General features: G+C 69.8%; 27 protein-coding genes. 13 read left to right on the top strand and 14 right to left on the bottom strand.

The genetic code is table 11. The annotated features are described in order from the left end of the window. Window positions 1-47 precede the first annotated feature (47 nt). The 3 genes from JOE64_RS09105 to phoH2 all read left to right on the top strand — a co-directional run bounded on the left by JOE64_RS09105 (window position 48) and on the right by phoH2 (window position 3,880). The gene (locus JOE64_RS09105; protein WP_271202523.1) at window positions 48-833 is read left to right on the top strand and encodes an isoprenyl transferase; all 786 of its coding nucleotides are present in this window, start codon (window positions 48-50) and stop codon (window positions 831-833) included. A gap of 69 nt (window positions 834-902) precedes the next feature. Beyond that, complete coding sequence (locus JOE64_RS09100; RefSeq protein ID WP_271202524.1) at window positions 903-2,366, top strand: aminotransferase class V-fold PLP-dependent enzyme; 1,464 nt, start codon at window positions 903-905, stop codon at window positions 2,364-2,366. A 164-nt stretch (window positions 2,367-2,530) separates the two neighbouring features. Continuing rightward, the gene (gene phoH2, locus JOE64_RS09095; protein WP_204963956.1) at window positions 2,531-3,880 is read left to right on the top strand and encodes an RNA 5'-3' helicase PhoH2; all 1,350 of its coding nucleotides are present in this window, start codon (window positions 2,531-2,533) and stop codon (window positions 3,878-3,880) included. A gap of 69 nt (window positions 3,881-3,949) precedes the next feature. Here the strand turns inward: phoH2 and JOE64_RS09090 are convergent, their stop codons facing one another. The 7 genes from JOE64_RS09090 to xseA are packed head-to-tail and all read right to left on the bottom strand — an operon-like array spanning window position 3,950 to window position 9,891. Beyond that, complete coding sequence (locus tag JOE64_RS09090) at window positions 3,950-4,606, bottom strand: response regulator transcription factor (RefSeq protein WP_204963955.1); 657 nt, start codon at window positions 4,604-4,606, stop codon at window positions 3,950-3,952. After that, entirely contained in the window at window positions 4,603-5,583 is a 981-nt protein-coding gene (locus JOE64_RS09085) for a sensor histidine kinase (RefSeq protein ID WP_271202525.1), read from the bottom strand. Before JOE64_RS09085 ends, JOE64_RS09090 begins: the two co-directional genes overlap by 4 nt. Before the next feature lie 25 nt (window positions 5,584-5,608). Next, complete coding sequence (locus tag JOE64_RS09080; RefSeq protein ID WP_204963954.1) at window positions 5,609-7,006, bottom strand: class II fumarate hydratase; 1,398 nt, start codon at window positions 7,004-7,006, stop codon at window positions 5,609-5,611. Window positions 7,007-7,055: 49 nt separating this feature from the next. Further along, complete coding sequence (locus JOE64_RS09075; protein ID WP_204963953.1) at window positions 7,056-7,709, bottom strand: carbonic anhydrase; 654 nt, start codon at window positions 7,707-7,709, stop codon at window positions 7,056-7,058. Beyond that, window positions 7,706-8,329, bottom strand: coding sequence for a DUF4245 family protein (locus JOE64_RS09070; RefSeq protein ID WP_204963952.1), 624 nt, complete (start codon window positions 8,327-8,329; stop codon window positions 7,706-7,708). The genes JOE64_RS09075 and JOE64_RS09070 overlap by 4 nt, the downstream gene beginning before the upstream one ends. Window positions 8,330-8,333: 4 nt before the next feature. After that, window positions 8,334-8,591, bottom strand: a complete 258-nt coding sequence (locus JOE64_RS09065) for an exodeoxyribonuclease VII small subunit (RefSeq protein WP_372432888.1) — start codon at window positions 8,589-8,591, stop codon at window positions 8,334-8,336. Window positions 8,592-8,616: 25 nt separating this feature from the next. Beyond that, window positions 8,617-9,891 (bottom strand): exodeoxyribonuclease VII large subunit, encoded by a 1,275-nt coding sequence (gene xseA / locus JOE64_RS09060; RefSeq protein WP_204963950.1) that lies wholly within the window; start codon window positions 9,889-9,891, stop codon window positions 8,617-8,619. A gap of 189 nt (window positions 9,892-10,080) precedes the next feature. Between xseA and JOE64_RS09055 the strand changes: the two genes are divergently transcribed. Together JOE64_RS09055 and JOE64_RS09050 are read left to right on the top strand one after the other, a co-directional pair. After that, window positions 10,081-11,070, top strand: coding sequence for a 4-hydroxy-3-methylbut-2-enyl diphosphate reductase (locus JOE64_RS09055; RefSeq protein ID WP_307821517.1), 990 nt, complete (start codon window positions 10,081-10,083; stop codon window positions 11,068-11,070). After that, complete coding sequence (locus JOE64_RS09050; RefSeq protein WP_204963948.1) at window positions 11,067-11,630, top strand: DUF6264 family protein; 564 nt, start codon at window positions 11,067-11,069, stop codon at window positions 11,628-11,630. The genes JOE64_RS09055 and JOE64_RS09050 overlap by 4 nt, the downstream gene beginning before the upstream one ends. Window positions 11,631-11,772: 142 nt before the next feature. On the opposite strand, the gene fbaA is transcribed toward JOE64_RS09050, so the two are convergent. Next, window positions 11,773-12,804 carry a class II fructose-bisphosphate aldolase gene (fbaA, locus tag JOE64_RS09045; protein WP_204963947.1) on the bottom strand — a complete coding sequence of 344 codons (1,032 nt, stop codon included), beginning with the start codon at window positions 12,802-12,804 and terminating at the stop codon, window positions 11,773-11,775. 247 nt (window positions 12,805-13,051) lie between these two features. On the opposite strand from fbaA, the gene glpX reads away from it, so the two are divergent. Continuing rightward, window positions 13,052-14,041 (top strand): class II fructose-bisphosphatase, encoded by a 990-nt coding sequence (gene glpX / locus JOE64_RS09040; RefSeq protein ID WP_204963946.1) that lies wholly within the window; start codon window positions 13,052-13,054, stop codon window positions 14,039-14,041. 151 nt (window positions 14,042-14,192) lie between these two features. Further along, a complete protein-coding gene (locus tag JOE64_RS09035; protein ID WP_204963945.1) occupies window positions 14,193-14,387 on the top strand; it encodes a UDP-N-acetylmuramyl pentapeptide phosphotransferase in 195 nt (64 codons plus the stop codon). 60 nt (window positions 14,388-14,447) lie between these two features. On the opposite strand, the gene JOE64_RS09030 is transcribed toward JOE64_RS09035, so the two are convergent. From JOE64_RS09030 to adhP, 3 genes are all read right to left on the bottom strand, one after another. Further along, on the bottom strand, window positions 14,448-15,782 hold the full coding sequence (locus tag JOE64_RS09030) for a DNA recombination protein RmuC (protein WP_204963944.1): 1,335 nt from the start codon (window positions 15,780-15,782) through the stop codon (window positions 14,448-14,450). A gap of 94 nt (window positions 15,783-15,876) precedes the next feature. Beyond that, window positions 15,877-16,479 (bottom strand): exonuclease domain-containing protein, encoded by a 603-nt coding sequence (locus JOE64_RS09025; RefSeq protein WP_204963943.1) that lies wholly within the window; start codon window positions 16,477-16,479, stop codon window positions 15,877-15,879. A 151-nt stretch (window positions 16,480-16,630) separates the two neighbouring features. Then, window positions 16,631-17,698 (bottom strand): alcohol dehydrogenase AdhP, encoded by a 1,068-nt coding sequence (gene adhP, locus JOE64_RS09020; protein WP_239531735.1) that lies wholly within the window; start codon window positions 17,696-17,698, stop codon window positions 16,631-16,633. A gap of 145 nt (window positions 17,699-17,843) precedes the next feature. Between adhP and JOE64_RS09015 the strand changes: the two genes are divergently transcribed. The 6 genes from JOE64_RS09015 to JOE64_RS08990 all read left to right on the top strand — a co-directional run bounded on the left by JOE64_RS09015 (window position 17,844) and on the right by JOE64_RS08990 (window position 22,758). Then, complete coding sequence (locus tag JOE64_RS09015) at window positions 17,844-18,608, top strand: class I SAM-dependent methyltransferase (RefSeq protein ID WP_204963942.1); 765 nt, start codon at window positions 17,844-17,846, stop codon at window positions 18,606-18,608. Between the two features lie 11 nt (window positions 18,609-18,619). Then, window positions 18,620-19,693: a redox-regulated ATPase YchF gene (gene ychF / locus JOE64_RS09010; RefSeq protein ID WP_204963941.1), complete on the top strand. Its 1,074-nt coding sequence runs from the start codon at window positions 18,620-18,622 to the stop codon at window positions 19,691-19,693. Next, window positions 19,686-20,051, top strand: coding sequence for a zinc ribbon domain-containing protein YjdM (locus tag JOE64_RS09005; RefSeq protein WP_204963940.1), 366 nt, complete (start codon window positions 19,686-19,688; stop codon window positions 20,049-20,051). Before ychF ends, JOE64_RS09005 begins: the two co-directional genes overlap by 8 nt. A 108-nt stretch (window positions 20,052-20,159) precedes the next feature. Then, window positions 20,160-20,552, top strand: a complete 393-nt coding sequence (locus JOE64_RS09000) for a VOC family protein (RefSeq protein ID WP_204963939.1) — start codon at window positions 20,160-20,162, stop codon at window positions 20,550-20,552. 50 nt (window positions 20,553-20,602) lie between these two features. Continuing rightward, window positions 20,603-22,261 carry an ABC-F family ATP-binding cassette domain-containing protein gene (locus JOE64_RS08995; protein WP_204963938.1) on the top strand — a complete coding sequence of 553 codons (1,659 nt, stop codon included), beginning with the start codon at window positions 20,603-20,605 and terminating at the stop codon, window positions 22,259-22,261. 5 nt (window positions 22,262-22,266) lie between these two features. Continuing rightward, window positions 22,267-22,758, top strand: a complete 492-nt coding sequence (locus JOE64_RS08990; protein WP_204963937.1) for a hypothetical protein — start codon at window positions 22,267-22,269, stop codon at window positions 22,756-22,758. A 446-nt stretch (window positions 22,759-23,204) separates the two neighbouring features. Here the strand turns inward: JOE64_RS08990 and JOE64_RS08985 are convergent, their stop codons facing one another. From JOE64_RS08985 to JOE64_RS08975, 3 genes are all read right to left on the bottom strand, one after another. Beyond that, entirely contained in the window at window positions 23,205-23,561 is a 357-nt protein-coding gene (locus JOE64_RS08985; RefSeq protein ID WP_204963936.1) for a LysR family transcriptional regulator, read from the bottom strand. An 81-nt stretch (window positions 23,562-23,642) separates the two neighbouring features. Continuing rightward, a complete protein-coding gene (locus tag JOE64_RS08980; RefSeq protein ID WP_204963935.1) occupies window positions 23,643-24,494 on the bottom strand; it encodes a siderophore-interacting protein in 852 nt (283 codons plus the stop codon). After that, a complete protein-coding gene (locus JOE64_RS08975; RefSeq protein WP_239532101.1) occupies window positions 24,491-25,300 on the bottom strand; it encodes an ABC transporter ATP-binding protein in 810 nt (269 codons plus the stop codon). The genes JOE64_RS08980 and JOE64_RS08975 overlap by 4 nt, the downstream gene beginning before the upstream one ends. Window positions 25,301-25,359: the final 59 nt, after the last annotated feature.

Raw genomic sequence — 25,359 nt, 5'->3', positions numbered from 1 at the left:
AGCGCACATACGGGGAGCGGGTGTGCGCGCGCGATAGCCTAGGGGCTGTGACAGCGACGCGTTCGGGTGAGGGCAGAGGGTTCCTCTACCGGCTCTACAGTTCGCACCTGCGGCGCCAGCTGACCGATGCGACGGTGCCCCACCACGTGGCCATGATGATCGACGGCAACCGGCGATGGGCGCGCCAGGCGGGCCTTGCGACGGTCGCCGACGGGCACCGCGCCGGTGCGGCGAAGATGCACGAGTTCCTGCGCTGGTGCGATGCCCTCGGCATCCGCGTCGTCTCGCTCTACCTGCTCTCGCACGACAACCTCCGCAAACGCGACTCCCAAGAGCTCTCGGACCTCATCGAGATCATCGCCGAGCTCGCCGACGAGCTCTCGCTCGAACCGGGCTGGCGGGTGCAGCACGTCGGCCGCTCGACCGGCCTTCCCCCCGAGCTCGCCCGTGTGCTCGCCGACGCGGAGGGCCGCACTCGGGGCAACACCGGGCTGCACGTCAACCTGGCGGTCGGCTACGGCGGTCGGGGCGAGATCGTCGATGCCGTCCGCAGCATCATCACGCAGCATCAGCGCGACGGCGGATCTCTCGAAGAACTCGCGGCGAGCCTCACGCCCGAGCAGATCGGCGAGCATCTTTACACCGGGGGACAGCCCGACCCCGATCTCGTCATCCGGACCTCGGGAGAGCAACGGCTCAGCGACTTTCTGCTGTGGCAGTCGGCGCACTCGGAGTTCTATTTCGTCGAAGCGCTCGGTCCCGATCTGCGTGAGGTCGACTTCCTGCGGGCGATCCGCGACTACGCCACACGCGATCGGCGCTACGGCGGTTGACACGACCTCGTCGGCGCGCGGATCGGTGCCGGCCGCGGCAGGGTATGACACGCGTGTCAGAATGTACCGGTGAGTGAACTGGAATCGATGATCGATTCGTTCGGCGACGTCGCGCCGGGGTATCTGGATTGGGCGCGCTTCGGTCCGCTTTCGCCTGCGGTGCGCGCCGAGATGCACGCCGACGCCGAGATGCTCGGCACGGGTCGTCCCTCCGGCATCGACCTGGTCAGCGACCGCACCGCCGAGGCGCGCGAGCTGCTGGGCCGGCTGATGGAGCTCCCCGCCGACGAGATCGTGCTCCAGCCGTCCACGACCCACGGCCTCAGTCATGCCCTGTTCGGTCTCGCCGGCACCGTGCTCGTGCCGGCGCGGGAGTTCCCCGCCGTACGTGTCGCCGCGGGGCGCGCCGCCGAGGCGCGCGGTGTGCTCACGGTGCGCGAGATCGATCCGCCCGACGGCATCGTCCGCGTCGAGAACGTCGCTGCCGCGCTCACCGACGACGTCACGGCGGTCGCCCTGAGTCTGGTCGACTTCCGCACCGGTGCGCTCGTCGATCTGGCGGGGCTGCGCGAGGCGATCGGCGACCGTCTGCTGATCGTCGACGCCATCCAGGCCTTCGGCGTCGTCGACGTCGACTGGGGGCTCGCCGATGTCGTCGTCGGAAACGGCTACAAGTGGCTGCGCGCCGGGCGCGGCACCGGGTTCGCCCGGTTCTCACCCCGGGCGCGGGAGCGCATCGTCCCCGTCCTGTCGGGAATCTCCGGAATGGTGGGCGATGCGGGCACCCTCGGTCTTCCCGCCCCGCGCGAGGGCGCTGCGGCGTACTCCGTCGCTCCCTCCGACCCGCTCGCGGCCTCGCGGCTCGCGGCGTCACTGCGGGAGTTGCTCGACGTCGGCGTCGCGGATGTCGCGGCGCACGTGCGTGATCGCGCCCGCGACGTCATCTCCCTCGCCGACGCGTTCGGTGTGCCCGTGCTCACGCCGCGCGACGCCCACGCGGGCATCGTCGCTCTCCTTCCCGACCCCGCCGACGCCGCGGCATTGGCGGCCGCCTTCGCCAACCACGGTGTGACCGTCACCGCGCGGGGGTCCAGTATCCGCGTGTCCACCCATCTGGGCAGCGGATCGGCGAGCATCGACCTGCTGGGTGCAGCTCTCGCCGACGCCGCGGCTCGTCGGGTCGTGGCCATCGACTTCAGCGCCGAACGGGGACCCGACCCGAGCGCTTCCGAGGTCTTCACGATCGAGATCCCCGAGGAGGATGCTCTGCTGGCACGTCCGAGCGATGCGACCGACGACGGCACGCCCGAACAGTCCGATGAGGCCGTCGCCTTCGACGGGAACATCGCTCAGGTGGAGATCGCCGCCAGCGACACGGCCGAGGTCGTGATCGCGACGGTCGAGGACGACACCGACCCGTATGCCTCGGACGCGTCCTCTGGCGCGGACGTACCGCTCATCGTCCACAGTGACGGCGAGTCCGACGCCGACGTATCGGGCGACGACGAGCACCGCGAGTCCGTGCAGATTTAACCTGCGCGCAACCGCTCGGCGGCGTGTCGGGCGCGACACGTTCCCTGCCGGCGACGTACGGTCATCACATCGGGCAAGGAGCCCGATCGAGTCGGCCTCTCCACGACTCGTGGCCCTGGTCGACTCGAGACTGCCGGGTGATCCACCCGGGGCGGGAGTGGGTTGTGACCACACGAGTTCCAGAGCAGCAGCTGAGCATCGAGCGGGACTCGGAGGTGGATCAGGACCTGCGCACCTATGTGCTCGACACGTCCGTCCTCCTCAGTGATCCGCGCGCATTCTTCCGCTTCGCCGAGCACTCCGTCGTCGTCCCGGTGGTGGTGATCAGCGAGCTCGAGAGCAAGCGCCACGATCCCGAGCTCGGCTACTTCGCCCGCCAGGCGCTGCGACACCTCGACGAGCTTCGGGTCGAGCACGGCCGTCTCGATTTCCCCGTTCCGGTCGGCGAGGGAGGCACGCTGCGCGTCGAACTCGCGAACACGGATGCCTCGGTGCTGCCGACAGGATTGCGACTGAGCGACAACGACACCCGGATCCTCGCCGTCGCGGCGAACCTCGCCTCGGACGGCCAGGAGGTCACGGTCGTCTCGAAGGACCTGCCCATGCGCGTGAAAGCGGCCTCTCTCGGGATCAATGCCGAGGAGTACCTGGCCGAGCAGGCCGTGGACAGCGGATGGACCGGCATCGCCGACATCGATGTCTCGGGCGATGACATCAGTGATCTGTACGAGAGCGAGGTGGCCGCAAGCGAGCAGGTGCGCGGCCTTCCTGTCAACACGGGGCTCGTCATCCATTCCGAGCGCGGGTCCGCTCTCGGACGCGTGACCGGCGACGGCGGGTATAAGCTCGTCCGCGGCGATCGCGAGGTGTTCGGTCTGCATGGGCGCTCGGCCGAGCAGCGGATCGCGATCGATCTGCTGCTCGACCCCGAGGTCGGCATCGTGTCGCTCGGCGGCCGTGCCGGCACCGGAAAGTCCGCCCTCGCGCTGTGCGCCGGACTCGAAGCAGTGCTCGAGCGCCAGCAGCAGAAGAAGATCATCGTCTTCCGTCCCCTCTTCGCCGTCGGCGGCCAGGAGCTCGGGTACCTCCCCGGCGACCAGGCCGAGAAGATGAGCCCGTGGGGGCAGGCGGTGTTCGACACGCTAGGGTCGGTCGTCTCGGGCAATGTCCTCGACGAGGTGGCCGAACGCGGGATGCTCGAGGTCATGCCCCTCACACACATCCGCGGTCGCTCGTTGCACGACGCGTTCGTGATCGTCGATGAGGCGCAGTCGCTGGAGCGCAACGTCCTGCTCACCGTGCTGAGTCGCATGGGTCAGAACTCGCGCGTGGTCCTCACGCACGACGTCGGCCAGCGCGACAACCTCCGCGTGGGACGCCATGACGGCATCGCCTCGGTGATCGAGACGTTGAAGGGTCATGGCCTGTTCGGGCACGTCACGCTGACGCGTTCCGAGCGTTCCGCGATCGCCGCGCTCGTGACCGATCTGCTCGAACAGGGCGAACTCAGCTGAGCACCCGGGCGCGCCCCGGCATCCCTCGAGAAACGGATGCCGGGGCGCGCCTTGTACGGGGTTTCCCCGTCAGTCCCAGCGGTAGCCCTCGCCGCGCACGGTGACGATGTGCGCCGACCCCAGTTTGGTGCGGAGGTACCGCACGTACACGTCGACCACGTTCGAGCCGGGGTCGAAGTCCATGCCCCAAACCCGGCTCAGCAGCATCTCGCGGGTCAGGACGCGACCGGGATGGCGCAGGAACTGCTCTGCCAGGGCGAACTCGCGTGCCGACAGCTCGACGTGCTCGTCCGCGACGCTCGCCCGGCGCGACAGCAGATCGAGGGACACGTCGGCGTGGGTGAGCACAGCCTCCGTCGCCTCGGCGCGATCGCGCAGGCGCGAGCGCACGCGCGCCAGCAGCTCTGCGACCGAGAAGGGCTTGGGCATGTAGTCGCTCGCACCGGCATCGAGGCCGTCCACGGTGTCGCGCGTCGACGTGCGCGCAGTGAGCATGATCACCGGCATCCGGTGCCCCGCCGATCGGAGCGTTCGCAGCACCTCGAATCCGTCGAGCGTGGGCAGGCCGACGTCGAGGATGAGGAGGTCGATGCCGCCTTCCTGGGCCAGATCGAGCGCCTGCGGCCCATCGGCCGCCGAGGCGGTGTCGTACCCCTCCGAATGCAGGGCTCGCTCGATGAGAGAGACGATGTGAGGTTCGTCGTCGACGACGAGGATGCGGGTCATCCGATGGCCTCCCGCTGCAGCAGGACATCGCCCGCGCGGACCGGCGCGGGCAGGGTGGCTGACGTTGCGAGCGGGATGTCGAGCGTGAACGTCGCACCGCCGCCCGGCGTGTCGCCGACGTGGCATCGCCCGCCGTGCGCCTTCGCGATCGTGTCGACGATGGCCAGGCCGAGCCCCGACCCGCCCACCGTGCGACTTCCTGCGCCGCGATCGAAGCGGCGGAAGACGCGGTGCCGCATCGCGGAGGGGATGCCGTGGCCGTGGTCTCGCACCCAGAACTGCACGCCCGAGGCGTACAGCGCGCTGCCGATCTCGATCGGCGTGCCCGCCGGCGTGTACTTCGCGGCGTTGTCTGCCAGTTGCAACCACGCCTGCACCAGCCGGTCGCGATCGCCGCGGATCACGCCGCGTGCCATCTGTTCGAGATGCCAGGCATGATCGGGGATGACCCCGACGAGCCCGAACACGCGTTCGGTGAGATGCTCGAGGTCGACGTCGTCGACCGTGAACCCGTCGGACTCGACGCTGGCGAGCAGGTCGATGTCGCCCACCAACCGGGTCATGCGGTCGAGCTCCTCGATGCCCAGCGCGCGCGTCGCGGCGACATCGTCGGGGTCGCGCGGATCCATCACCTCGAGGTGGCCACGCACGATCGTGATGGGGGTCTTCAGCTCGTGGCGGACGTCGTCGAGCAGCCGGCGCTGGGCCTCTATGGCCGAGTCGGCGACATCGTTCGCGGCGTCGCCGTACGGCGGAACGGCCAGATGCCACGTGACGAAGCCCGTGACCGTGACGGTCGCCACGGCGCCCGCACAGAACACCGACACGGCGGGCCACGACACGTCGGCGCCGGAAACCGCCAGAGCCATCAGCACGGCGATCGCCGACACCGCGAACCCGGCCGCGACGCACGCGGCCACGAGGCTCACGGTGCGCCGACGCTGCAGGCCGGCCGCGACGTCGACGGTGCGGTTCACGCTTCGATTATGACCCCCGGAAGGCTCAGCCCGCGTGCGTCATCGAAAGCAGATCCAGCTTCTCATCGAGCTGCTGCTCGGTGAGCTCCCCGCGCTGGATGTAGCCGAGGTCGATGACGGCTTCGCGCACGGTGATGCCCTTCGCCACGGCATGCTTGGCGATCTTCGCCGCGGCCTCGTAGCCGATCAGCTTGTTCAGCGGGGTCACGATCGAGGGCGACATGCCCGCGTACGCGGCGGAGCGGTCGAGGTTGGCCTCGAGTCCGTCGATGGTCTTGTCGGCGAGCACGCGCATCGCGTTCGACAGCAGGCGGATCGACTCGAGCAGCGCCGTGCCCATCACGGGGATCGCGACGTTCAGCTCGAACGCTCCCGATGCACCCGCCCATGCGACGGTCGCATCGTTGCCGATGACGCGCGCGCACACCATCAGCGTCGCCTCGGGGACCACCGGGTTGACCTTGCCGGGCATGATCGACGAGCCGGGCTGCAGGTCGGGGATGTGCAGCTCTCCGAGACCTGTGTTCGGGCCCGAGCCCATCCAGCGGATGTCGTTGTTGATCTTCGTGAGCGAGACCGCGATCGTGCGCAGCGCTCCGGATGCCTCCACGAGGCCGTCGCGGTTCGCCTGCGCCTCGAAGTGGTCCTTCGCCTCGGTGATCGGCAGCTCGGTCTCGGCCGCGAGGATCTCGATGACCTTCTGCGGGAAACCCAGGGGCGTGTTGATGCCGGTCCCGACGGCGGTGCCGCCCAGCGGGACCTCTCCGACGCGGGGGAGGACCGCCTGCACGCGCTCGACGCCGAGACGGATCTGGCGCGCATAGCCGCCGAACTCCTGGCCGAGGGTGACCGGCGTGGCATCCATCAGGTGCGTGCGACCCGACTTGACGGCGGTCTTCCAGAGCTCCGCCTTGGTCTCGAGGGCGACGGCGAGGTGGTCGAGCGCCGGGATCAGGTCGTCGATGAGGGCCTGGGTGACGGCGATGTGCACCGACGTGGGGAAGACGTCGTTCGAGGACTGCGAGGCGTTCACGTGGTCGTTGGGGTGCACGGGAGCGCCGAGCTTCTGGGTCGCGAGAGTGGCGAGCACCTCGTTCATGTTCATGTTCGACGAGGTGCCCGAACCGGTCTGGTACGTGTCGACGGGGAACTGCGCGTCGTAGCGACCGGTGATCACGTCATCGGCAGCAGCGGCGATCGCATCGGCGATCGCACCGTCGAGGGTTCCGAGGCGCTTGTTGGCCAGAGCCGCGGCTTTCTTGATGCGGGCGAGGGCGGCGATCTGGGTGGATTCGAGGCCCGTGCCCGAGATCGGGAAGTTCTCGACCGCGCGCTGCGTCTGGGCCGCGTACAGCGCGTCCTTGGGGACGCGCACCTCGCCCATGGTGTCGTGCTCGATCCGGTACTCGATGTTCTCTGTCATGGTCACGTCCTCGTGTGATTCGCGGTGGTTCGGTGGGATTCGGTGCGGGTCAGCCGTCGATGCCGACGGTGACGTGCGGCACGGCGGTGCCCTCGCCGAGGCGGTAGTTCGCGCCGACGATGCCCAGGCGCCCTTCGGCAACGGCGTCGCTGATCAGGCGAGACGACGCCAGCAGGTCATCGATCGTGTTGCCCAGGTGCTCGATCCCGACGTCTTCCGCGTCGAGCTCGCGCGGGTCGACCCCTCCGCTCTTGCGGAGCACGGTGCGGGCCGCGGGCACGATCTTCGCGATGAGGCGCCAGATGTGCGGCGGCAGCTCGGGGCTGTCGAGTGCCGTGGAGTCGATCGCCGCGCGCACCGCACCACAGGCATCGTGCGCGAGCACGATGATGAGCGAAACGTCGAGGGCTGCTACCGCGTATTCGAGGCTCGCAATGGCCGAGTCCGAGGCGACCTGGCCGGCGTTGCGCACCACGAAGAGGTCGCCGAGCCCCTGGTCGAAAATGATCTCCGCGGCGAGGCGCGAATCGGCGCAGCCGAAGAGTGCGGCGCGCGGCGTCTGAGCCGATGCGAGCTCGTGACGACGCTCGACGTCCTGACGCGGGTGGCGCGGCTCTCCGGCGACGAAGCGCGCGTTGCCGTCGCGCATGTCGTCCCAGACCGCCGTCGGCGTCGGCCGGGCCTCGGTCGTGGCATCCGTCATGGTGTCTCCTCACGCAGGGATCGGATCTGGTCGGCGAGGCCCGAGGCGACGGTGGCCGCGCTGGCGGCGTCCGTCGATCCGTAGACGAGCACGGTGTCGCGCCCCGCGGGCGTGGCCAGAGCGTACGAGATCGAGTCCTTGCTGGCGGACGTCGAGATCCGGTACTCGTCCCAGTCGACCCCGTCGATCGTCACGGTTCCGGTCGGTGCGAAACCGCCGAGCTGCCGGCTCGCCCAGCCCGTGGGCGCATCGATTCCCTGCGCGACCCGCACGAAACCGGACGGCCACGCGTAGACGACGCGCCAGGTGCCGCCCTCGAGTCCCGCCGAGTTCGCGCGCCAGTCCGCCGGGGCGGTCGGCACGATCAGCGGATGCCCGAGCGACGCCGTCGCCGACGCGGCAGCGGCAGGCACATCGACGGGCTCGGGTTCGGCGAACGACCCCCGGGGAACCCCCAGATAGACGACGGCGACCACCGCGACGGTGATGAGCAGCGCAGCGATGAGATTGCGGAAGGTCTTGCTCGACCGGTACGCGGCGGATGCGGCCGCCTTGCGGTCGGCGGTCTCTTGCGCAGTCTCGGGACGGCCGAGCTCGGCGACGATACGGGGCGCACCCATCAGCTCACCGCCCGGTTTCGTCGACGCGTGCGGACGAAGCGGCATCCGCCGGACGTGACTCGTCGAGCAGGCGCTTCGCGCCCAAGAGCCACTCCTCGCACCGCGCGGCGAGCGCCTCACCGCGCGTCCACAGCGTCAGCGACTGCTCGAGCGTCGGGGCGCCCTGCTCGAGTTCGGCGACCACGCGCACGAGCTCGTCGCGCGCCTGCTCGAACGAGAGGGTGGCGACATCGGCTGCGGTGTCGGCGCTCATGAGGTCCATCCTACGGCGGACGGCCGACGTCGCCTCACGCGTCCGACTCCGCGACGGGGCCGTCCGAGACGGCCGCGAACGATCCTTCGGCGACCGTCACGACGACCCCGGCGCCGGCGGGCGCCTGGGTCGCCGTGCGCACGATGACGCCTCCGTCCAGATGCGCGATGGCGTAGCCCCGGGCCAGCGTCGCGCCGGGGGAGAGGGCGCGCAGCGATGCGCGCAGCTGCGCGGTGACCCGCTCCCCGGCCTCGATCGCGCGGGTCACCCGGTCGCGTCCGCGCGCCGTGAGGGTCCACAGCTCGTGCGCTCGCGTGGTCAGCATCGTCTCTGGGGTGCGAAGCACCGGGCGCGTGCGCAACTGTTCCAGCTGCGCGACATCGTGCGACAGGCGCTGCGTGAGCCGCGAACGCGCGCGAGAGCGCAGCTGTGCGACAAGTGCGCGCTGCTCGGCGACGTCGGGGACGACGCGTTTGGCGGCATCCGTCGGCGTCGACGCGCGCAGATCGGCGACATCGTCCAGCAGCGGATGATCGTTCTCGTGACCGATGGCCGAGACGACCGGCGTGGTCGCCGCGGCGACCGCGCGCACCAGGCGCTCGTCGCTGAAGCCGAGCAGCGTCTGCGGGTCGCCCCCGCCGCGCGCGATGATGATGACATCGACGTCGGGATCGGCGTCGAGTGTGCCGAGGGCGGCGATCGTCTCGGGCACGCAGCGGTCGCCCTGGACGGCGGCGTGGATCGTGCGAAAGCGCACACCCGGCCAGCGCAGCTCCGCGTTGCGATGCACGTCTTTCTCGGCGTCGCTGCGTTCGCCCGTGATGAGACCGATCACCTGGGGCAGGAACGGGAGTCGCCGCTTACGCGACGGGTCGAACAGGCCTTCGCCGCGCAGCTGGGACCGCAGTCGTTCGAGACGCTCCAACTGGTCGCCGAGGCCCGTGCGACGCATCGACGACACCGTGAACGTGAAGTCGCCGGATTTCACGAAGTAATCGCTCTTGACGCACGCGACCACCCGGTCGCCGACTTTGAGATCGTCGGGCAGGCGCTGCAGCGTCGAAGACCACAGGCGGAAGGAGATCATGGCGTCGGCGGAGGCATCCTTCAGGCGACCGAAGACGTGACCTCCGCGCAGGTTCCACGCCGTGATCTCGCCCTCGACCCACACGGCGCCCCAGTTCGCCACGAAGCCGCGGATGGTCTCGTTCAGGCGCGTGACCGAGGTCGGTGACTCCGGTGCGGAATCCCGAGGATGCACCGCATCGGGCGGGGGCGTCTGACCGGATGCCGCAGTGAACGAGGCCATCGCTGGGTCTCCTCTCATGGATCCGGAGGGATCGTCTCGTGGTCGGATCGGTGAGCGCGCGCGACGAGCGGAGCACGTGCGGCCCGCACCCAGCCTCGGATCCGTACAATCGCAAGGGTGAGCAGCACTGCCGTCCGTCTTCCCTCGCCCCGTGTTCCGGGCCCGCGTGGACGGCTTCAGGATAACCCCGTGGCCGGACACAAGAAGGTGCTGCTCGCCTCGCCGCGCGGCTACTGCGCCGGCGTCGATCGTGCCGTCATCGCGGTCGAGAAGGCGCTCGAGCGGTATGGTGCGCCCGTGTACGTGCGCAAGCAGATCGTCCACAACATCCACGTGGTCACCGAGCTCGAGGCGCAGGGCGCCATCTTCGTCGATGAGGTCGACGAGGTCCCCGAGGGCGCGCACGTCGTCTTCAGTGCCCACGGCGTCTCGCCGGCCGTCGTCGGCGCCGCCGCCGACCGCGGCCTGCACGCCATCGACGCCACCTGCCCGCTCGTCACTAAGGTGCACCGTGAGGCGGTCCGCTTCGCCCGCGATGATTTCGAGATCCTGCTGATCGGCCACGACGGTCACGAAGAGGTGGAGGGCACCGCAGGCGAGGCGCCCGACCATGTCACGGTCGTCAACTCGCCCGACGACGCCGACCTCGTCGAGGTGAAGGATCCCTCGAAGGTGGTCTGGCTCTCTCAGACGACGCTCTCGGTCGACGAGACCATGGAGACGGTCCGCCGTCTGCGGGAACGCTTCCCCGAGCTGAACGACCCGCCGTCCGACGACATCTGCTACGCGACGCAGAATCGCCAGGTCGCGATCAAGAAGGTCGCCGCGGACGCCGATCTCGTGATCGTGGTCGGTTCGGCCAACTCGTCGAACTCGGTGCGTCTGGTGGAAGTGGCCCTCGAGTACGGCGCGGCTGCCGCGTATCGCGTCGACTACGCCCACGAGATCCAGCAGAGCTGGCTCGACGGCGTCGCAACCGTCGGCGTGACCAGCGGTGCGTCGGTTCCCGAGGTGCTCGTGCAAGAGGTGCTGGAAGAGCTGTCGGGCGCGGGCTACCGCGACGTCGAGCAGATCCGCACCGCGGAGGAGGACCTCATGTTCTCCCTGCCGAAGGAACTCCGCCAGGATGCCTCGGGCGCGCGCGATGGGCGTGCGCTGGGGGGTCGAGTGCGGTCGTGAGCGACCAGACCTCCGAGCCGCGTCCCCGTCCGGCGTACGGTGAGTACGCGACGCCCGAAGAACAGCGCGCCGCCATCCGGCAACCCGCTGAGTCGACGCCCGAAGGCACCGGCTCTCCTGCGCCCCACGCGCCTCTTCCGCATGCGCCGGCTCAGCCGACCACCCGTCCGCACCCCACCACCAGTGCGGCACGGCCCACCCGAACTGCCGACCGGATCATCACTGTCGCGCTCCTCGCCTATGGACTCATCACCGTTCTCAGCGCGGTGCCGCAGCTGTGGACCTTCGCGGAGTTCGCCCAGACGTGGATGACCCTGGCCGGCATCGACGCGACCTTCACCAACACCGCGCAAGGCGACCTGTGGGGCCGCATCGGCGCGGGTGTCTTCGTGTTCGGCTGGCTCGTCACCGCCGTGATCTCGTGGCGATCGCTGCGTCGCTCACGGCTCAGCTGGTGGATCCCGCTCGTCGGCGCGATCGTGACTTTCCTCATCGTCAGCGTGTGCCTCACGGTGCCGCTGCTGTCCGATCCCGCCGTCGTGGCGCACTTCTCGCGCTGAGCGGTATCGGCTCTGGGCGCTGGGTTTGGCCTCTGCTGCCCGCGGAAGTCCGGTGTTGGAGGCATCCTTGGCCTCGTCGAAGAAAGAACGGACGCCCCGCCCTCCGAGTCGGGAGGTCCGGGGCGTCCGTGTCCGGTGAGGCTCAGGCGCTGATCGAGTGACCAGCCGAGCCGAGCTGCGTCGTGGCCTCCACGACACGGGCGGCCATCGCGGTTTCCGCGACCTTGCCCCACGCCCGCGGGTCGTAGGCCTTCTTGTTGCCGACCTCACCGTCGACCTTGAGCACGCCGTCATAGTTCTGGAACATGAAACCCGCCACCGAGCGCGTGAAGGCGTACTGGGTGTCGGTGTCGATGTTCATTTTGACCACGCCGTTCGCGACTGCCAGCGCGATTTCCTCGGGAGTCGAGCCGCTGCCGCCGTGGAAGACGAGGTCGAGCGGCTTCGCGGCGGTACCGAACTTCTCGGCGATGCCGGCCTGGATCTCGCCCAGGAGCTCGGGGCGGAGCTTGACGTTGCCCGGCTTGTACACGCCGTGCACGTTGCCGAACGTCAGCGCCGCGATGTAGCGGCCGTTCTCACCGAGACCGAGAGCGTCGACGAACTTCGAGACGTCGGCCGTCGTGGTGTACAGGGCCTCGTTCGAACCCTCGTGCTTCACACCGTCTTCCTCGCCGCCGACGACGCCGACCTCGACCTCGAGGATCGCGTTGATGTTCTTGATGCGGGGGAGGAGCTCCTTCGCGATCTCGATGTTCTCATCGAGCGGAACGGCCGATCCGTCCCACATGTGCGACTGGAACAGCGGATTGCGACCGGCCTTGACCTCTTCTTCCGAGGCCGCGATGAGCGGCAGGACGAAGTCCTCGAGCGCGGGCTTGGGGCAGTGGTCGGTGTGCAGCGCAACCGTGATCGGGTAGTTCTTGGCGACCTCGGTGGCGAACTTCGCGAACGCGATCGCGCCCGTGGCGCGGCCCTTGACGGTGTGTCCGGCGAAGTAGTCGGCGCCACCGGTGGTGACCTGGATGATGCCGTCGGAACCGGCCTCGGTCAGACCCTGCAGGACCGCGTTGATCGACTGCGAGCTCGCGGCGTTGATCGCGGGGAAGGCATAGCCGCCCGCCTTCGCCTTGTCCAGCATCTCGGCGTACTGCTCGGGGGTTGCGACGGGCATTTCCACTCCTCAGGTGTGCGATTGTCTGCACCGTCACTCTATCGAAGGGCATGGGGGTGCATCGGTCGGGACACCGGGCAAAAGCAGCAACGTCGCGGTGTGAGCGCGAACACTGCCGGCGATGCGAGGGCGCTCCGATCGTGGGCGCGCACCCCCCGTTGCCGCATCGGTAAGAATGCCGAATCCTTCACGCCCGAGACAGGAGAATTCTCCTCGACGTGCACCGTGTTGGACGTAGGCTCGGGGCATGGTGAGCCTGACCGCGGACATGAGTCCGCTGCATCCCGATCGGAACCTCGCGCTCGAGCTGGTGCGCGCCACCGAGGCGGCGGCGATCCGCTCCGTGCCCTTCATCGGTCGGGGGCAGAAAGAGCTGGCCGACGGTGCGGCGGTGGATGCCATGCGCGCCTTCCTGACGACGGTGAACTTCGACGGCGTGATCGTCATCGGCGAGGGCGAGAAGGACAACGCGCCGATGCTCTACAACGGCGAGCATGTGGGCACCGGGCGCGGACCGCAGTGCGACATCGCCGTCGACCCGATCGACGGGACGACCCTCACCGCCGAGGGGCGCAACAACGCGCTCTCGGTGCTCGCGGTCGCCGACCGGGGTGCGATGCTGGACGCGTCCAGCGTCTTCTACATGGACAAACTGGTGACCGGACCGGCCGGCGTAGGCGTCGTCGACATCCGGCTGCCCGTCGGCGAGAACATCCGGCTGCTCGCCAAGGCGCTTGGCAAGCCTGTGGACGAGCTGGTGGTCTCGGTGCTGAACCGTCCGCGCCACGCGCGGCTCATCGAGGAGATCCGTGCCTCCGGCGCCGGCACGCGCCTGATGAGCGACGGCGACGTCGCCGGTGGGATCAACGCCGCACGCCACAACGCGCGCACCGATATGTGCATCGGCATCGGCGGAAGCCCCGAGGGCGTCGCCACGACGTGCGCCATCAAGGCACTGGGCGGGCACATCCAGGGCCGACTGTGGGCGCGCGACGACGACGAGAAGCAGCGGGGCATCGACGCCGGTCTCAAGCTCGACGACTACGTGTACGAGGCTGACGAGATGGTCACCGGCAAGAACACGATCTTCGTCGCGACGGGAGTCACGAACGGAGAACTGGTGGCCGGTGTGCGTCGCGACGGCGACTTCGTGTACACCGAGAGCATCGTGCTGCGCGGGGCCTCCGGGACTCTCCGTCGCATCAGCTCGGAGCATCTGACGTCGAAGTGGCTCTGACGGCGTCCGTGGTGAGCGGCCCCCTGCGAGGATAGATCTCGTTTCGGCAAAGAAACGGTCGCTCCTCCCGCTATCGCGGGGCGCTCTGGCACAATGGATCCCGGTCACCGATGACCTGTACGTCGTCCACGTCATCACCGGGGGTTCCCACATGTCCGCAGCAACCAGCAGTCCTCGGACCGGTCAGTTCGCGGTCCCCGTCGACGCGGCGCGTCGGCCCGATGTCCTTCTTCGACGCCGGATGCCGGAGGGCCACCAGGTCAGCGCGTGGTGGATGATCGGCGCATTCGTCGGCGTCACGGTCGCCGTGGTGGGCTTGCTCAACCTCTTCCCCAGCGGCTACTGAGGCGGCTCGCATCACCTGGCAGCGAGCCGGGGCGGCGATGACCGCGGCCTCCGGGCGGAGTCAGACCAGACGGTCGCGCACCTGCCCGACATCCGCGGTGAGCGCATCGGTGTCCCTCTGATCGTCCGTCGAGGTGTCGCCCGGCTGTTCGGCGGGAGACCCGAGGCCCTCCAGATGCTCGGTGAACTCCGAGGCCATGAGGCGGCGGGGCGTCTTCTCGATCGCGGACGGCGTCGCGGTGGAGGCGAGCTTCGTGTCGTCGATCCCCGGAAAGCGGCGGGCACTCACCAGCACGCGCGATTCGAGAGACCCCGCGAAGCGGTTGTAACTGTCGACCGTGCGCTCGATCGCACGTCGGAGGTCGTCCGTGTGCGTCGCCAGAGCGCCGAGGCGCTGGTACAGCTCATTCCCGAGATCGAACAGGCGTCGCGCCTCGGTCGACACGTCCTGTTGCGTCCACGTGTACGCCACGGTCTTCAGCACGGCCCACAGGTTCACGGGTGAGGCCAGGGCCACGCGACGCGAGAACGCGTAGTCGAGCAGAGCGGGATCCTCTTCCAGTGCGGCGCCCAGCAGTGACTCGCTGGGGATGAAGCAGACCACGAACTCGGGACTGGACTCGAGTCCGGTCCAGTAGCGCTTCGCCGCGAGCGCGTCCACATGGGCCCGCACAGCCTTCACATGCTTCTGCAGCAGCTGTGTGCGTCGAGCCGCCTGTTCGCCCTGAGCGGTCGCGGGGATCGCCGATGCCTCGAGGTAGGCATCCAGCGGCACCTTCGCGTCGACCGCCAGCGCCTTCCCTCCGGGCAGGCGGACGACCATGTCCGGCCGCCCCGCCCCGGCATCCGATGTGAGCGACGACTGCGTGTCGAAGTCGACGTACCGGGTGAGGCCGGCCGATTCGACGACGCGTCGCAGCTGGGTCTCGCCCCACACGCCGCGGGTGGCGTTCGAGCGCAGCGCACCGGCGAGGGACTCGGTCGTCGCCCGCAGCGCCTCATCGGAATCGTGCGCGCGCCGGAGCTGCTCGGCGATCGATCCGTACTGCTGCTGACGCTCGCGCTCGAGCTCGTCGACCTTGTGCTGCATCGTCTGCAGTGTCTCCTGCACCGGTGCGAGGGCGCGCAGGACGACCTGCTCGCGCCGTTCCCGATCGTGTTGGGCGGCCTGATCGGCGCGGGCTTGTGCGCCCAGGTCACGGGTCACCGCGCGCTGCTGCTCGAGCTGATCCGCGAGCGAGCGCGCCGCGGACTCGGCGGCGGCGGCGCGCTCGCTCAGCGCCGCCCGATCCGTCGCGGATCGCTCGGCGGCGCGTGCGGACTGACCGAACCAGCCGGCGACGAAGCCCGCCACCAGACAGGCGATGGCGAGGACGGTGACGAGGGCGGCATCCATGACCACAGTGTGTCGCGGGCCAGCGACATCGCTGCCGCGACACGTCGCGCTGCCGCCCGGACCGGTCGTCGCGCGGCCGGGGTCGGGGATCGGTTCAGGCGTGCAGCACGGCGCCGGCCGCGGCGCGCGCCGCCGGAATCCGCGGCACCCGCACACCGAGCAGCATCGCCAACTCGACGACATCCTCGGCGCCGGCGCGTCGTGCGGCGTCGATCATGATGTGGGCGCAGGCGAGGGCGTCGGCGGCCGCGTCGTGGTGGGCGAAATCGAGGAATCCCGCCGCCGCCGCGACCGACGGCAGCCGGTAGGAGTCGAGTTCATACGTCTTGCGGGCGACCTGCAGACTGCACACGTACCGATACGGCGGGCACGCGGCATCCGTCGCCTCGCACGTCCGACGGAGCACGCTCATGTCGAAACCGGCGTTGTGCGCGACCAGAACGTCGTCACCCGCGAAGGCCGACAGATCGGACAGCTGGGTCGACCAGTCGTCGGCGTGCTCGACGTGCTCGGGGCGGATCCCGTGGATGCCGATGTTCAGCTCGAAGAAGCGATCGTGACCCGGCGGCGGCTTGATGAGCCAGCCGGCCGTCTCGACCACGCGCCCGTCTCGCACCCGAGCGAGCCCCACGGCGCAGGCCGAGGCGCTCGAAGAGTTCGCCGTCTCGAAGTCGATGGCGGTGAAATCCAGGGGCACGCCCCCACTCTCTCTCCGGGCGCCGACACTGCCGCGAAGGCGCGCCGGTCGCGAGCGGCGTCGCGCACGACAGCGGGGAGCGATCCTGCTGCGATCGCTCCCCGCCGGTTCTCCGCGTCCGGCGTGCGCCGGGCCGGGGGTCTTCGTGGCGTCAGTACTTCATCACGATGCGGCCCTCGATCTTGCCGCGCTGCATCCGATCGAAGATGTCGTTGATGTCGTCGATGGTCTCGACCGCCACCGTCGGGTGGATCTGACCGCGGGCGTAGAAGTCGAGCGCCTCGATCATGTCCTGACGTGTGCCGACGATCGAGCCGCGCACCGTGATGGCGCGCAGCACGATGTCGAAGATGTCAGCGTCGAACGTCCCCGGAGGCAGACCGTTGAAGACGATCGTGCCGCCCCGGCGCACGGCGCCGAGGGCCTGGTCGAAGGCGCGAGGATGCACGGCGGTGACCAGCACGCCGTGCGCACCGCCGGTGACCTCCTGGATCTTCGAACCGGGTTCGTGCTCGGCGGCGTTGACGGTGACTTCGGCGCCGTGGCTGCGGGCGAGCGCGAGCTTCGCGTCGTCGACGTCGACCGCGACGACGCGCATCCCCATGGCGCGCGCGTACTGCACCGCGATGTGGCCGAGGCCGCCGATGCCGGAGATGACGACCCACTCGCCGGGGCGGACGCCGGTCATCTTGAGGCCCTTGTACACGGTGACGCCGGCGCACAGGATCGGCGCGACCTCGACGGGGTCGGCCCCCTCGGGGATGCGGGCGGCGAAGCGCTCGTCGACGAGCATGTACTCGCCGAAGCTGCCGTCGACGGAGTAGCCGCCGTTCTGCTGCTCGGGGCAGAGCGTCTCCCAGCCGGTGCGGCAGTACTCGCAGACGCCGCACGCCGACCAGAGCCACGCGTTGCCGACCTTCTGGCCGACCTCGAGGGTTGTGACGTCGGGGCCGAGGGCGACGACCTCGCCGTAGCCCTCGTGCCCGGGGATCAGGTCGCCCTTGGGAGCGACGGGCCAGTCGCCGTGCGCGGCGTGCAGGTCGGTGTGGCAGACACCGCTCGTGATGACCTTGACGAGGGCCTGGTGCGGTCCGGGCGTCGGGATCGGGACGTCCGAGACCACCAGCGGTTCGCCGGCGGTCTTCACGACCGCGGCGCGCATCGTGTCGGTGCCGGCGGTGCGCTCGGTGACGGTGGGGGTGTCGGTCAGAGTCGTCATTGACATCACTTCCTCTCGGCGGAGCCATTCCGCCCGATGGCCTCGACGGTAGGCGCGGCAACGTTGCATGTGGTTGCGAGGCGGCCCTCGGCCGCGCAGGGTCGGGTTCTGCCGCCGCGTGGGCGCTGCGGCGTATCGTTGGAGCATGGTGACGCGCGATGAGCTGGCGATGAGTTTCGGGGCGGCTGCGGCGGCGTACGAGCAGGGGCGTCCCGACTACCCGGCCGAGGCGGTGGCGTGGCTGCTCGAGACGGTCGGCCCGCATCCGCGGATCGCGGACGTCGGGGCGGGCACCGGCAAACTCACACGCGTCGTCGCTGCTCTGGTCGCCGAGCGCGGCGCGGATGTCATCGCCGTCGAGCCGGATGCGGCGATGCTCGACGCCCTGCGGGCGGCGCTGCCCGGAGTGGAGACCCTCGTCGGCACGGCGGAACGCTTGAATCTGCCCGACGCGAGCGTCGACGCGGCCGTGTTCGGACAGTCCTGGCACTGGGTGGACCCCGTCGCGGCATCGGCGGAGGTCGGTCGCGTGCTCCGGCCCGGGGGAGTACTGGGCCTTGTCTGGAACATCCGCGACGAGACCACGCCGTGGGTCGCGCGGCTCGGCGAGATCATGAAAGGCAGCCACGCCGAGGAACTCCTCGCCGGCGGTGGTCCGGTCGTCGCGGCGCCGTTCGGCGACCTCCAGGTGCGCACGTGGACGTGGACGCGCCCGCTCACGCGGGCCGGGCTGACATCGCTCGTACACTCCCGCAGCTACGTCATCACGGCATCCGCCGACGAGCGCGCCCGGATCGATCACGAGATCTCGGCGCTCTTCGACGAGATCGGCGCCGTGGGGGATGCCGTCGTCGCGCTCCCGTACGTGACGTACGCCTTCCGGGCGATGACGGGGAGCGCCCCCATCTAGACTGGTCTCCCGTGGCTCTTACCATCGGAATCGTCGGTCTCCCCAATGTCGGCAAGTCGACGCTCTTCAACGCGCTGACCAAGAACGACGTGCTCGCGGCGAACTACCCGTTCGCGACGATCGAGCCCAACGTCGGTGTCGTGAACCTGCCCGACCCGCGGCTGGAGAAGCTCGCCGAGGTCTTCGGCTCGGAGCGGATCCTGCCCGCCGCAGTCTCGTTCGTCGACATCGCCGGCATCGTCCGCGGCGCGAGCGAGGGCGAGGGCCTCGGCAACAAGTTCCTCGCGAACATCCGCGAGGCCGACGCCATCGCGCAGGTCGTCCGCGGTTTCGCCGACGGCGACGTCGTGCACGTGGACGGCAAGGTCGACCCGGCCTCCGACATGGAGACCATCAACGCCGAGCTGCAGCTGGCCGACCTCGAGACCCTCGAGAAGGCCATCACGCGCTACGAGAAGGAGGTCCGGGGCAAGAAGCTCGACCCCGCCGTCCTCGAGGCCGCCGTCGCCGCCCGCGACGCCCTTCAGCGCGGCGAGCTGCTGTCGGCGTCCGGCCTCGACCTCGACCCCATCAGGGAGCTCGGGCTGCTGACCGCCAAGCCCTTCCTGTTCGTCTTCAACGTCGACGAGGGCGTGCTCACCGACGATGCGCGCAAGGCCGAGCTCGGGGCCCTCGTCGCCCCCGCGAAGGCCGTCTTCCTCGATGCGAAGATCGAGTCGGAGCTCATCGACCTCGACCCCGCGGATGCCGCTGAGCTGCTCGCCTCGACCGGGCAGGACGAGTCGGGCCTTGACCAGCTCGCCCGGATCGGCTTCGACACCCTCGGCCTGCAGACCTACCTCACCGCAGGGCCCAAAGAGGCCCGAGCCTGGACGATCGGCAAGGGCTGGAAGGCGCCGCAGGCGGCGGGCGTCATCCACACCGACTTCGAAAAGGGCTTCATCAAGGCCGAGGTGATCTCGTTCGACGACCTCGTCGAGACCGGCTCGGTCGCCGCCGCGCGCGCTGCCGGCAAAGCCCGCCTCGAGGGCAAGGACTACGTCATGCAGGACGGCGATGTCGTGGAGTTCCGCTTCAATGTCTGACGGTCTGCCTGCCTGTCCCGCGTGCGCCGAGGACTACACGTATGAGTCCGGCGCGATGCTCACCTGCCCCATGTGCGGCCACGAATGGGCGCCCGGTGCGGACGGCCAGGCAGACCCGGCAGGCGACCCTGTGGTGAAGGATGCCGTCGGCAACGTCCTCGCTGACGGCGACACCGTGACCATCGTGAAGGACCTCAAGGTGAAGGGTGCGGGCGGCGGCGTCGTCAAGGTCGGGACGAAAGTCCGCGGCATCCGGCTGATCGCCGATGGGGTGGACGACCACGACATCGACGCGAAGGTCCCCGGTTTCGGGCAGATGCAGCTGAAGTCGAGCGTCGTCAAGAAGGTTCTGTCCTGACAGCACGCCGATCCCCGGTGCTCAGGCGACGATACGGGAACGCTTCCTGCAGCGACTGAGGTCCGGAATCCGGTCAGGCGCGCAGCCCCGAGGCGTCAGACTGGTGGCGTGGCGGGATTTCATCACGTGGAGGTCTGGGTTGCCGACCTCCACCAGGCACGAACCGAATGGGGCTGGCTGCTGAGTGAAGCGGGCTTTCAGCCGGCGACCGAATGGCCCGAGGGCGAATCGTGGTCTGCCGGTTCGGCCTACCTCACGCTCACGACATCGCCGAATCTCTCCGGCGCGGTCCACGACCGTCGAGCGCCGGGGATGAACCATCTGGCATTCTCGGCGGGGTCCCGCGAACGAGTCGACGCGATCATTGAGGCATCCGACAGTCACGGCTGGCGCCCGCTGTATCACGATCGCTATCCGCACGCCGGCGGTCCCGATCACTATGCGGGCTGGCTCGAGAACTCCGCCGGGTTCAAGGTCGAGCTCGTCGCCGATCCGGTCTGATCCTGCTGCCACGGGGCGTCCCTGCGGCCTTCAGATGACACGATAGGGGGATGACCGCCACTCTCGTCGCCCAGGACCTGTCGGGCGGATATGGCCATCGCGTGCTCTTCGACGGTGTCGACCTGACCGTTGCTCCGGGCGACGTGGTCGGGGTCGTCGGGTCCAACGGTGCGGGCAAGTCGACTCTGCTGCGTCTGCTCGCCGGCGTCGATCGGCCACTCGCGGGGCGAGTCTCACTCGCCCCGGCGGATGCGTTCGTCGGTTTTCTGCCGCAGGAGCACGAGCGTCGCGACGGCGAGAGCGTCGCCGCCTACATCGCCCGCCGCACGGGGTGCGCGGATGCGACGCGCGACCTCGATCAGGCATCCGCCGCCCTCGCCGACTCGTCCCTCGCGGAGCCCGGAACCGACCCCGCCGACGTCTACTCGGTCGCGCTCGATCGGTGGTTGGCGAGCGGCGCGGCAGACCTCGACGACCGGCTCCCGACCGTCGCCGCCGACCTCGGGCTCGAGGTGGGAGCGGATGCCCTCATGACCTCGCTCTCGGGAGGGCAGGCGGCCCGCGTCGGCCTTGCCGCCCTGCTCCTGAGCCGCTTCGACATCGCCCTCCTCGACGAACCCACCAACGACCTCGACCTCGACGGACTGGCAAGGCTGGAAGAGTTCGTGCGCTCGCACCGCTCGGGCATCGTGCTGGTGAGTCATGATCGCGAGTTTCTCGCCCGGTCGGTCACCCGTGTGCTCGAGCTCGACCTCGCCCAGCACACGCACCACCTGTACGGCGGGGGATACGATGCGTACCTCGAAGAGCGCGCGACGCTGCGTCGTCACGCCCGCGAGCGCTACGACGAGTTCGCCGACAAGAAGGCCGACCTCGTCGCGCGAGCGCGCACTCAGCGCGAATGGTCGAGCCAGGGCGTGCGCAACGCGATGCGGAAGTCCCCCGACAACGACAAGATCCGCCGTCGTGCGGCGACCGAATCGAGCGAGAAGCAGGCGCAGAAGGTACGCCAGATGGAGAGCCGCATCGCGCGCCTCGACGAGGTCGAGGAGCCGCGGAAGGAGTGGCAGCTGTCGTTCACGATCGGAGCCGCACCCCGCTCGGGCACGGTCGTCTCCACGCTCTCCGGCGCTGTCTACCGGCGCGGTTCGTTCACGCTCGGACCGGTGTCGCTGCAGGTCAACGCGGGCGAGCGCATCGGCATCACGGGCCCGAACGGCGCCGGCAAGTCGACCCTGCTCGCTGCTCTCCTCGGACGCATCCGTCCCGACGGGGGCACCGCGGCCCTCGGCTCCAACGTGCGGATCGGCGAGGTCGACCAGGCCCGCTCGCTGCTGACGGGGGACCGTCCGCTGCGCGATGCGTTCGGTGCCGTCGTCACGGAGCTCAGCCCCGAAGAGGTGCGCACGCTCCTCGCCAAGTTCGGGCTCGGTGCCGATCACGTCGACCGGTCCGCGGGCGAACTGTCGCCGGGTGAGCGCACACGCGCCGCACTCGCGGTGCTGCAGGCGCGCGGCGTGAACGTGCTCGTCCTCGACGAGCCCACGAACCACCTCGACCTGCCCGCGATCGAGCAGCTCGAGCAGGCGCTGGACTCCTTCGACGGCACTCTGCTGCTCGTCACCCACGACCGTCGCATGCTCGACGCGGTGCGGGTCGATCGCCGGTGGAGCGTCGATCGGGGCGTCGTGCGCGACGCCGGCGTGTGAGCACGATGGATGCCACAGCGATGCCGTCCGGACCGGCGCCCGGCCCCTCGCGCGGGCGCGGTCGCCGCGGCGGATGCCTCGGCGCGATCGTCATCGTCGTCGCTGTCGTCGTCGGGCTGCCCGTCACCATCACTCTCGTCAACGACGCCGCCGCTCGGCGCATCGAGAACGAGCTGGTCGCGCTGCCGCTGCCGGCCTGCACCGAACGGGTGGGCTCCGCATCCCGGGCGGCCAAGCTGACCGGGAACGGCAACGGCATGCAGTATCTGGGAGCGATCTTCGTCCGAAGTGAGCTGAGCATCGCAGACCTCCAGGCGTACTACGACGACGCCAGCGATTCCACCGGACTGTCCGTCACCGTCTCGGATGCCGGTGCCCTCGACGACATGCACGGGGGCCCGATCGGCGCTGGGCTGCCATCGGGCACGCGGATCGTGTGGGCTTGGGGCGACGGGCCCGGTGAGCTGTTCGAAGAGTTCGACATCCGCGGCCACTGACGCAGCGGCCGGACTCAGACCGGTTCGGTGGTCCGGATGAGTCCGCACCCGAGGCATGACCAGGCCACCAGGAACCTCTCATCGTCGAGGATCTCGAACGAGAGAGGGTCACCGCACGTCGGACACGGCGGCAACTGCTCGGGCCGGATGCGCACCGATCCAGCGTAGATCGGATCCCCGCCACCCAGGGCGTGACCCCGTGTGGTCGGGTGAGGTGAGTTCGGGGCCTCGTGTGGTCGGCATCCGTGCCGCGGAGCGACCACACGCGACCCGAAACCGGCGCGCGGGGCGCCACCGTGGATTGGGGTCCCGTGTGGTCGGATCCGGTGGTCGGGGGTCTCCTGGGGCCGTGTGGGGTGGGTTCGGGGCCTCGTGTGGTCGGTGTCCGCGCCGCGGAGCGGCCCCACACGACCCCAAACCGGGCAGGCGAGCGCCAGGGAGGCGAGCTATCGGCCCTGGCGCTTCTTGTAGGGCTTGGGCTGGCCCTTCACGATGGGCGCGCGGCCGCGGCCCTTCGAAGCCTTCGCCTTGCCGCCGGCGGCGGCTCGGGGCGTCGCCGGTGCGACCGGCGCGGGCGCCTCGGTGATGCGCCGGCGGGCCTCCTCGAGCAGCAGCATCCCTGCCTGCGTGAGGCGCCACGGCGTACCGCGACGATCGATCAGCGGGTGCCCGACGTCGGCTTCGAGCCTGTCGATCGAGGTGTGCAGCGACGCGAGCGGGATGCCGAGGGCGTCGGCTGCGCGCGGCAGATGCAGGTCCGCATCGACCACCGCCGCGAAGCGCTGCAGGGCGGCGAGGTTCATCGAGGGTCCTTTCGTCGGTCCGGCCAGGTTACCGGCGGGCGATGTCGGCCTGCGACGGGCGCGCCCGGCACCGCCCCGGTATCAGCCGACGAGCGGGCCTCCGCTCTTCCAGTACCCGAGGAACGCGACCTGTTCCTTCGTCATGCCCGCGGCGGTGAGCAGCCCGCGGATGCGCGTCGTCGTGGATGCCTCGCCGGCGATCCATGCATACGCGCCCGCGAGCATGCCGCCGTGCGCTCTGAGCCACGCGCGTGCCGCCTTCTCGAGGCTCTCTCCCGGCATCCCGTCGCGCTCGACGACCCGGATACGTGCCCGGCTCTCCGGCGCGACGGATGCCGCGAGCACCGCATCGTCGGGATCGGCGATCTCGAGCAGCGCGTCCGTAGCCGTCGTCGGCATCGCGCGCACGATGTTGCGCACGGCGGGCAACGCCGATTCGTCGCCGATCAGCAGCAGGCGTTCGCACCCGTGCGGGGGCACGAAGTGAATGCCGTAGCCCGTCCAGCCCGCGCGCGCATCGGGACCGGTGATCGTCAGCTCGTCGCCCGGCGCGCACGTCATCGCCCACGTCGACGCGGGACCCGCGGGCTCGTGCACGAACACGTCCACGTCGATCTCCCCGGCATCCGACCGGATCGCCGACGGCGTGTAGGTGCGCAGCACGTTCCGCTCATCCTCGGGGAGCGCCTTCCACCGTGCGTACCACTCCCGCGGATGCGGCGTCGGATCCGTCTGAAGGCCGAACTCGGGCGTCGTGCCGTCGCGCATCGGCAGCACCAGCTTGATGCGCTGATCGAGCCCCCACGGAGCGAAATTCCGCAGCGCGTCCCCGGCGAGGGTGATGCGCACGAAACCGGGGCTCAGCCGGGCGGTCCGATCGACGCGCACGCGGAACGCGCTGTACTCCCAGGGCCGTGACGGAGCGGCATTCATCGCATTCGCTCCGTCGCGGTGCGCGCGGTCTGCGAGAGCGGCGCGGCGCGGGGGACCACGAGCGGCCCGCCGGTGATCGGATCGGCGATGACGACGTTGGGCAGGTCGTAGATCCGCTCCACGAGTTCGCTCGTGACCACGTCGGCCGGCGGGCCCTCCGCGAGGATCCGACCGTCGCGCATCGCGATGATGTGATCGGCGTAGCGCGCGGCATGGTTGAGGTCGTGCAGCACGGCGACGATCGTGCGACCCTCCCGGTTGAGCTGGGCGAACAGCTCCATGAGTTCGACCTGATGGGCGATGTCGAGGAACGTGGTCGGCTCGTCGAGGAGCAGCAGGTCGGTGTTCTGGGCCAGCACCATGGCGACCCACACCCGCTGTCGCTGGCCTCCGGAGAGCTCGTCCACGCGCCGGGGGGCGAGTTCGGCTGTGCCCGTGGCAGCGAGCGCGTCGCGGACCGCGTGCTCGTCGGCGGTCGACCACTGGCGCAGCAGTCCCTGATGCGGATAGCGCCCGCGCGCCACGAGGTCGGCGACGGTGATGCCGTCGGGCGCGAGCGCCGTCTGCGGCAGCAGTCCGAGGCGTCGCGCGACCTCTTTGGCGGGGATGCGGGTGATCTCCTTGCCGTCGAAGACGACACGGCCGGCTTCTGGCGCGATCAACCGTGACAGTCCGCGCAGGAGGGTCGACTTGCCGCACGCGTTCGGCCCGATGATCACGGTGAACGAACCGTCCGGGATGCGTGTGCTGAGCCCCTCCACGATCGTGCGATGGTCGTAGCCGAGGGTGAGGTCCTGCGCGTGCAGGCGTGCATCGACCGGTTCGGGCCGATGACGATCGGACGACGGGTCCGGGACGGGGGAGC

The organism is Microbacterium dextranolyticum (assembly GCF_016907295.1).
Lineage (GTDB): Bacteria > Actinomycetota > Actinomycetes > Actinomycetales > Microbacteriaceae > Microbacterium > Microbacterium dextranolyticum.
The sequence above is the reverse complement of the archived record's forward strand: the minus strand, read 5'-3'. Positions and strand labels throughout refer to the sequence as shown.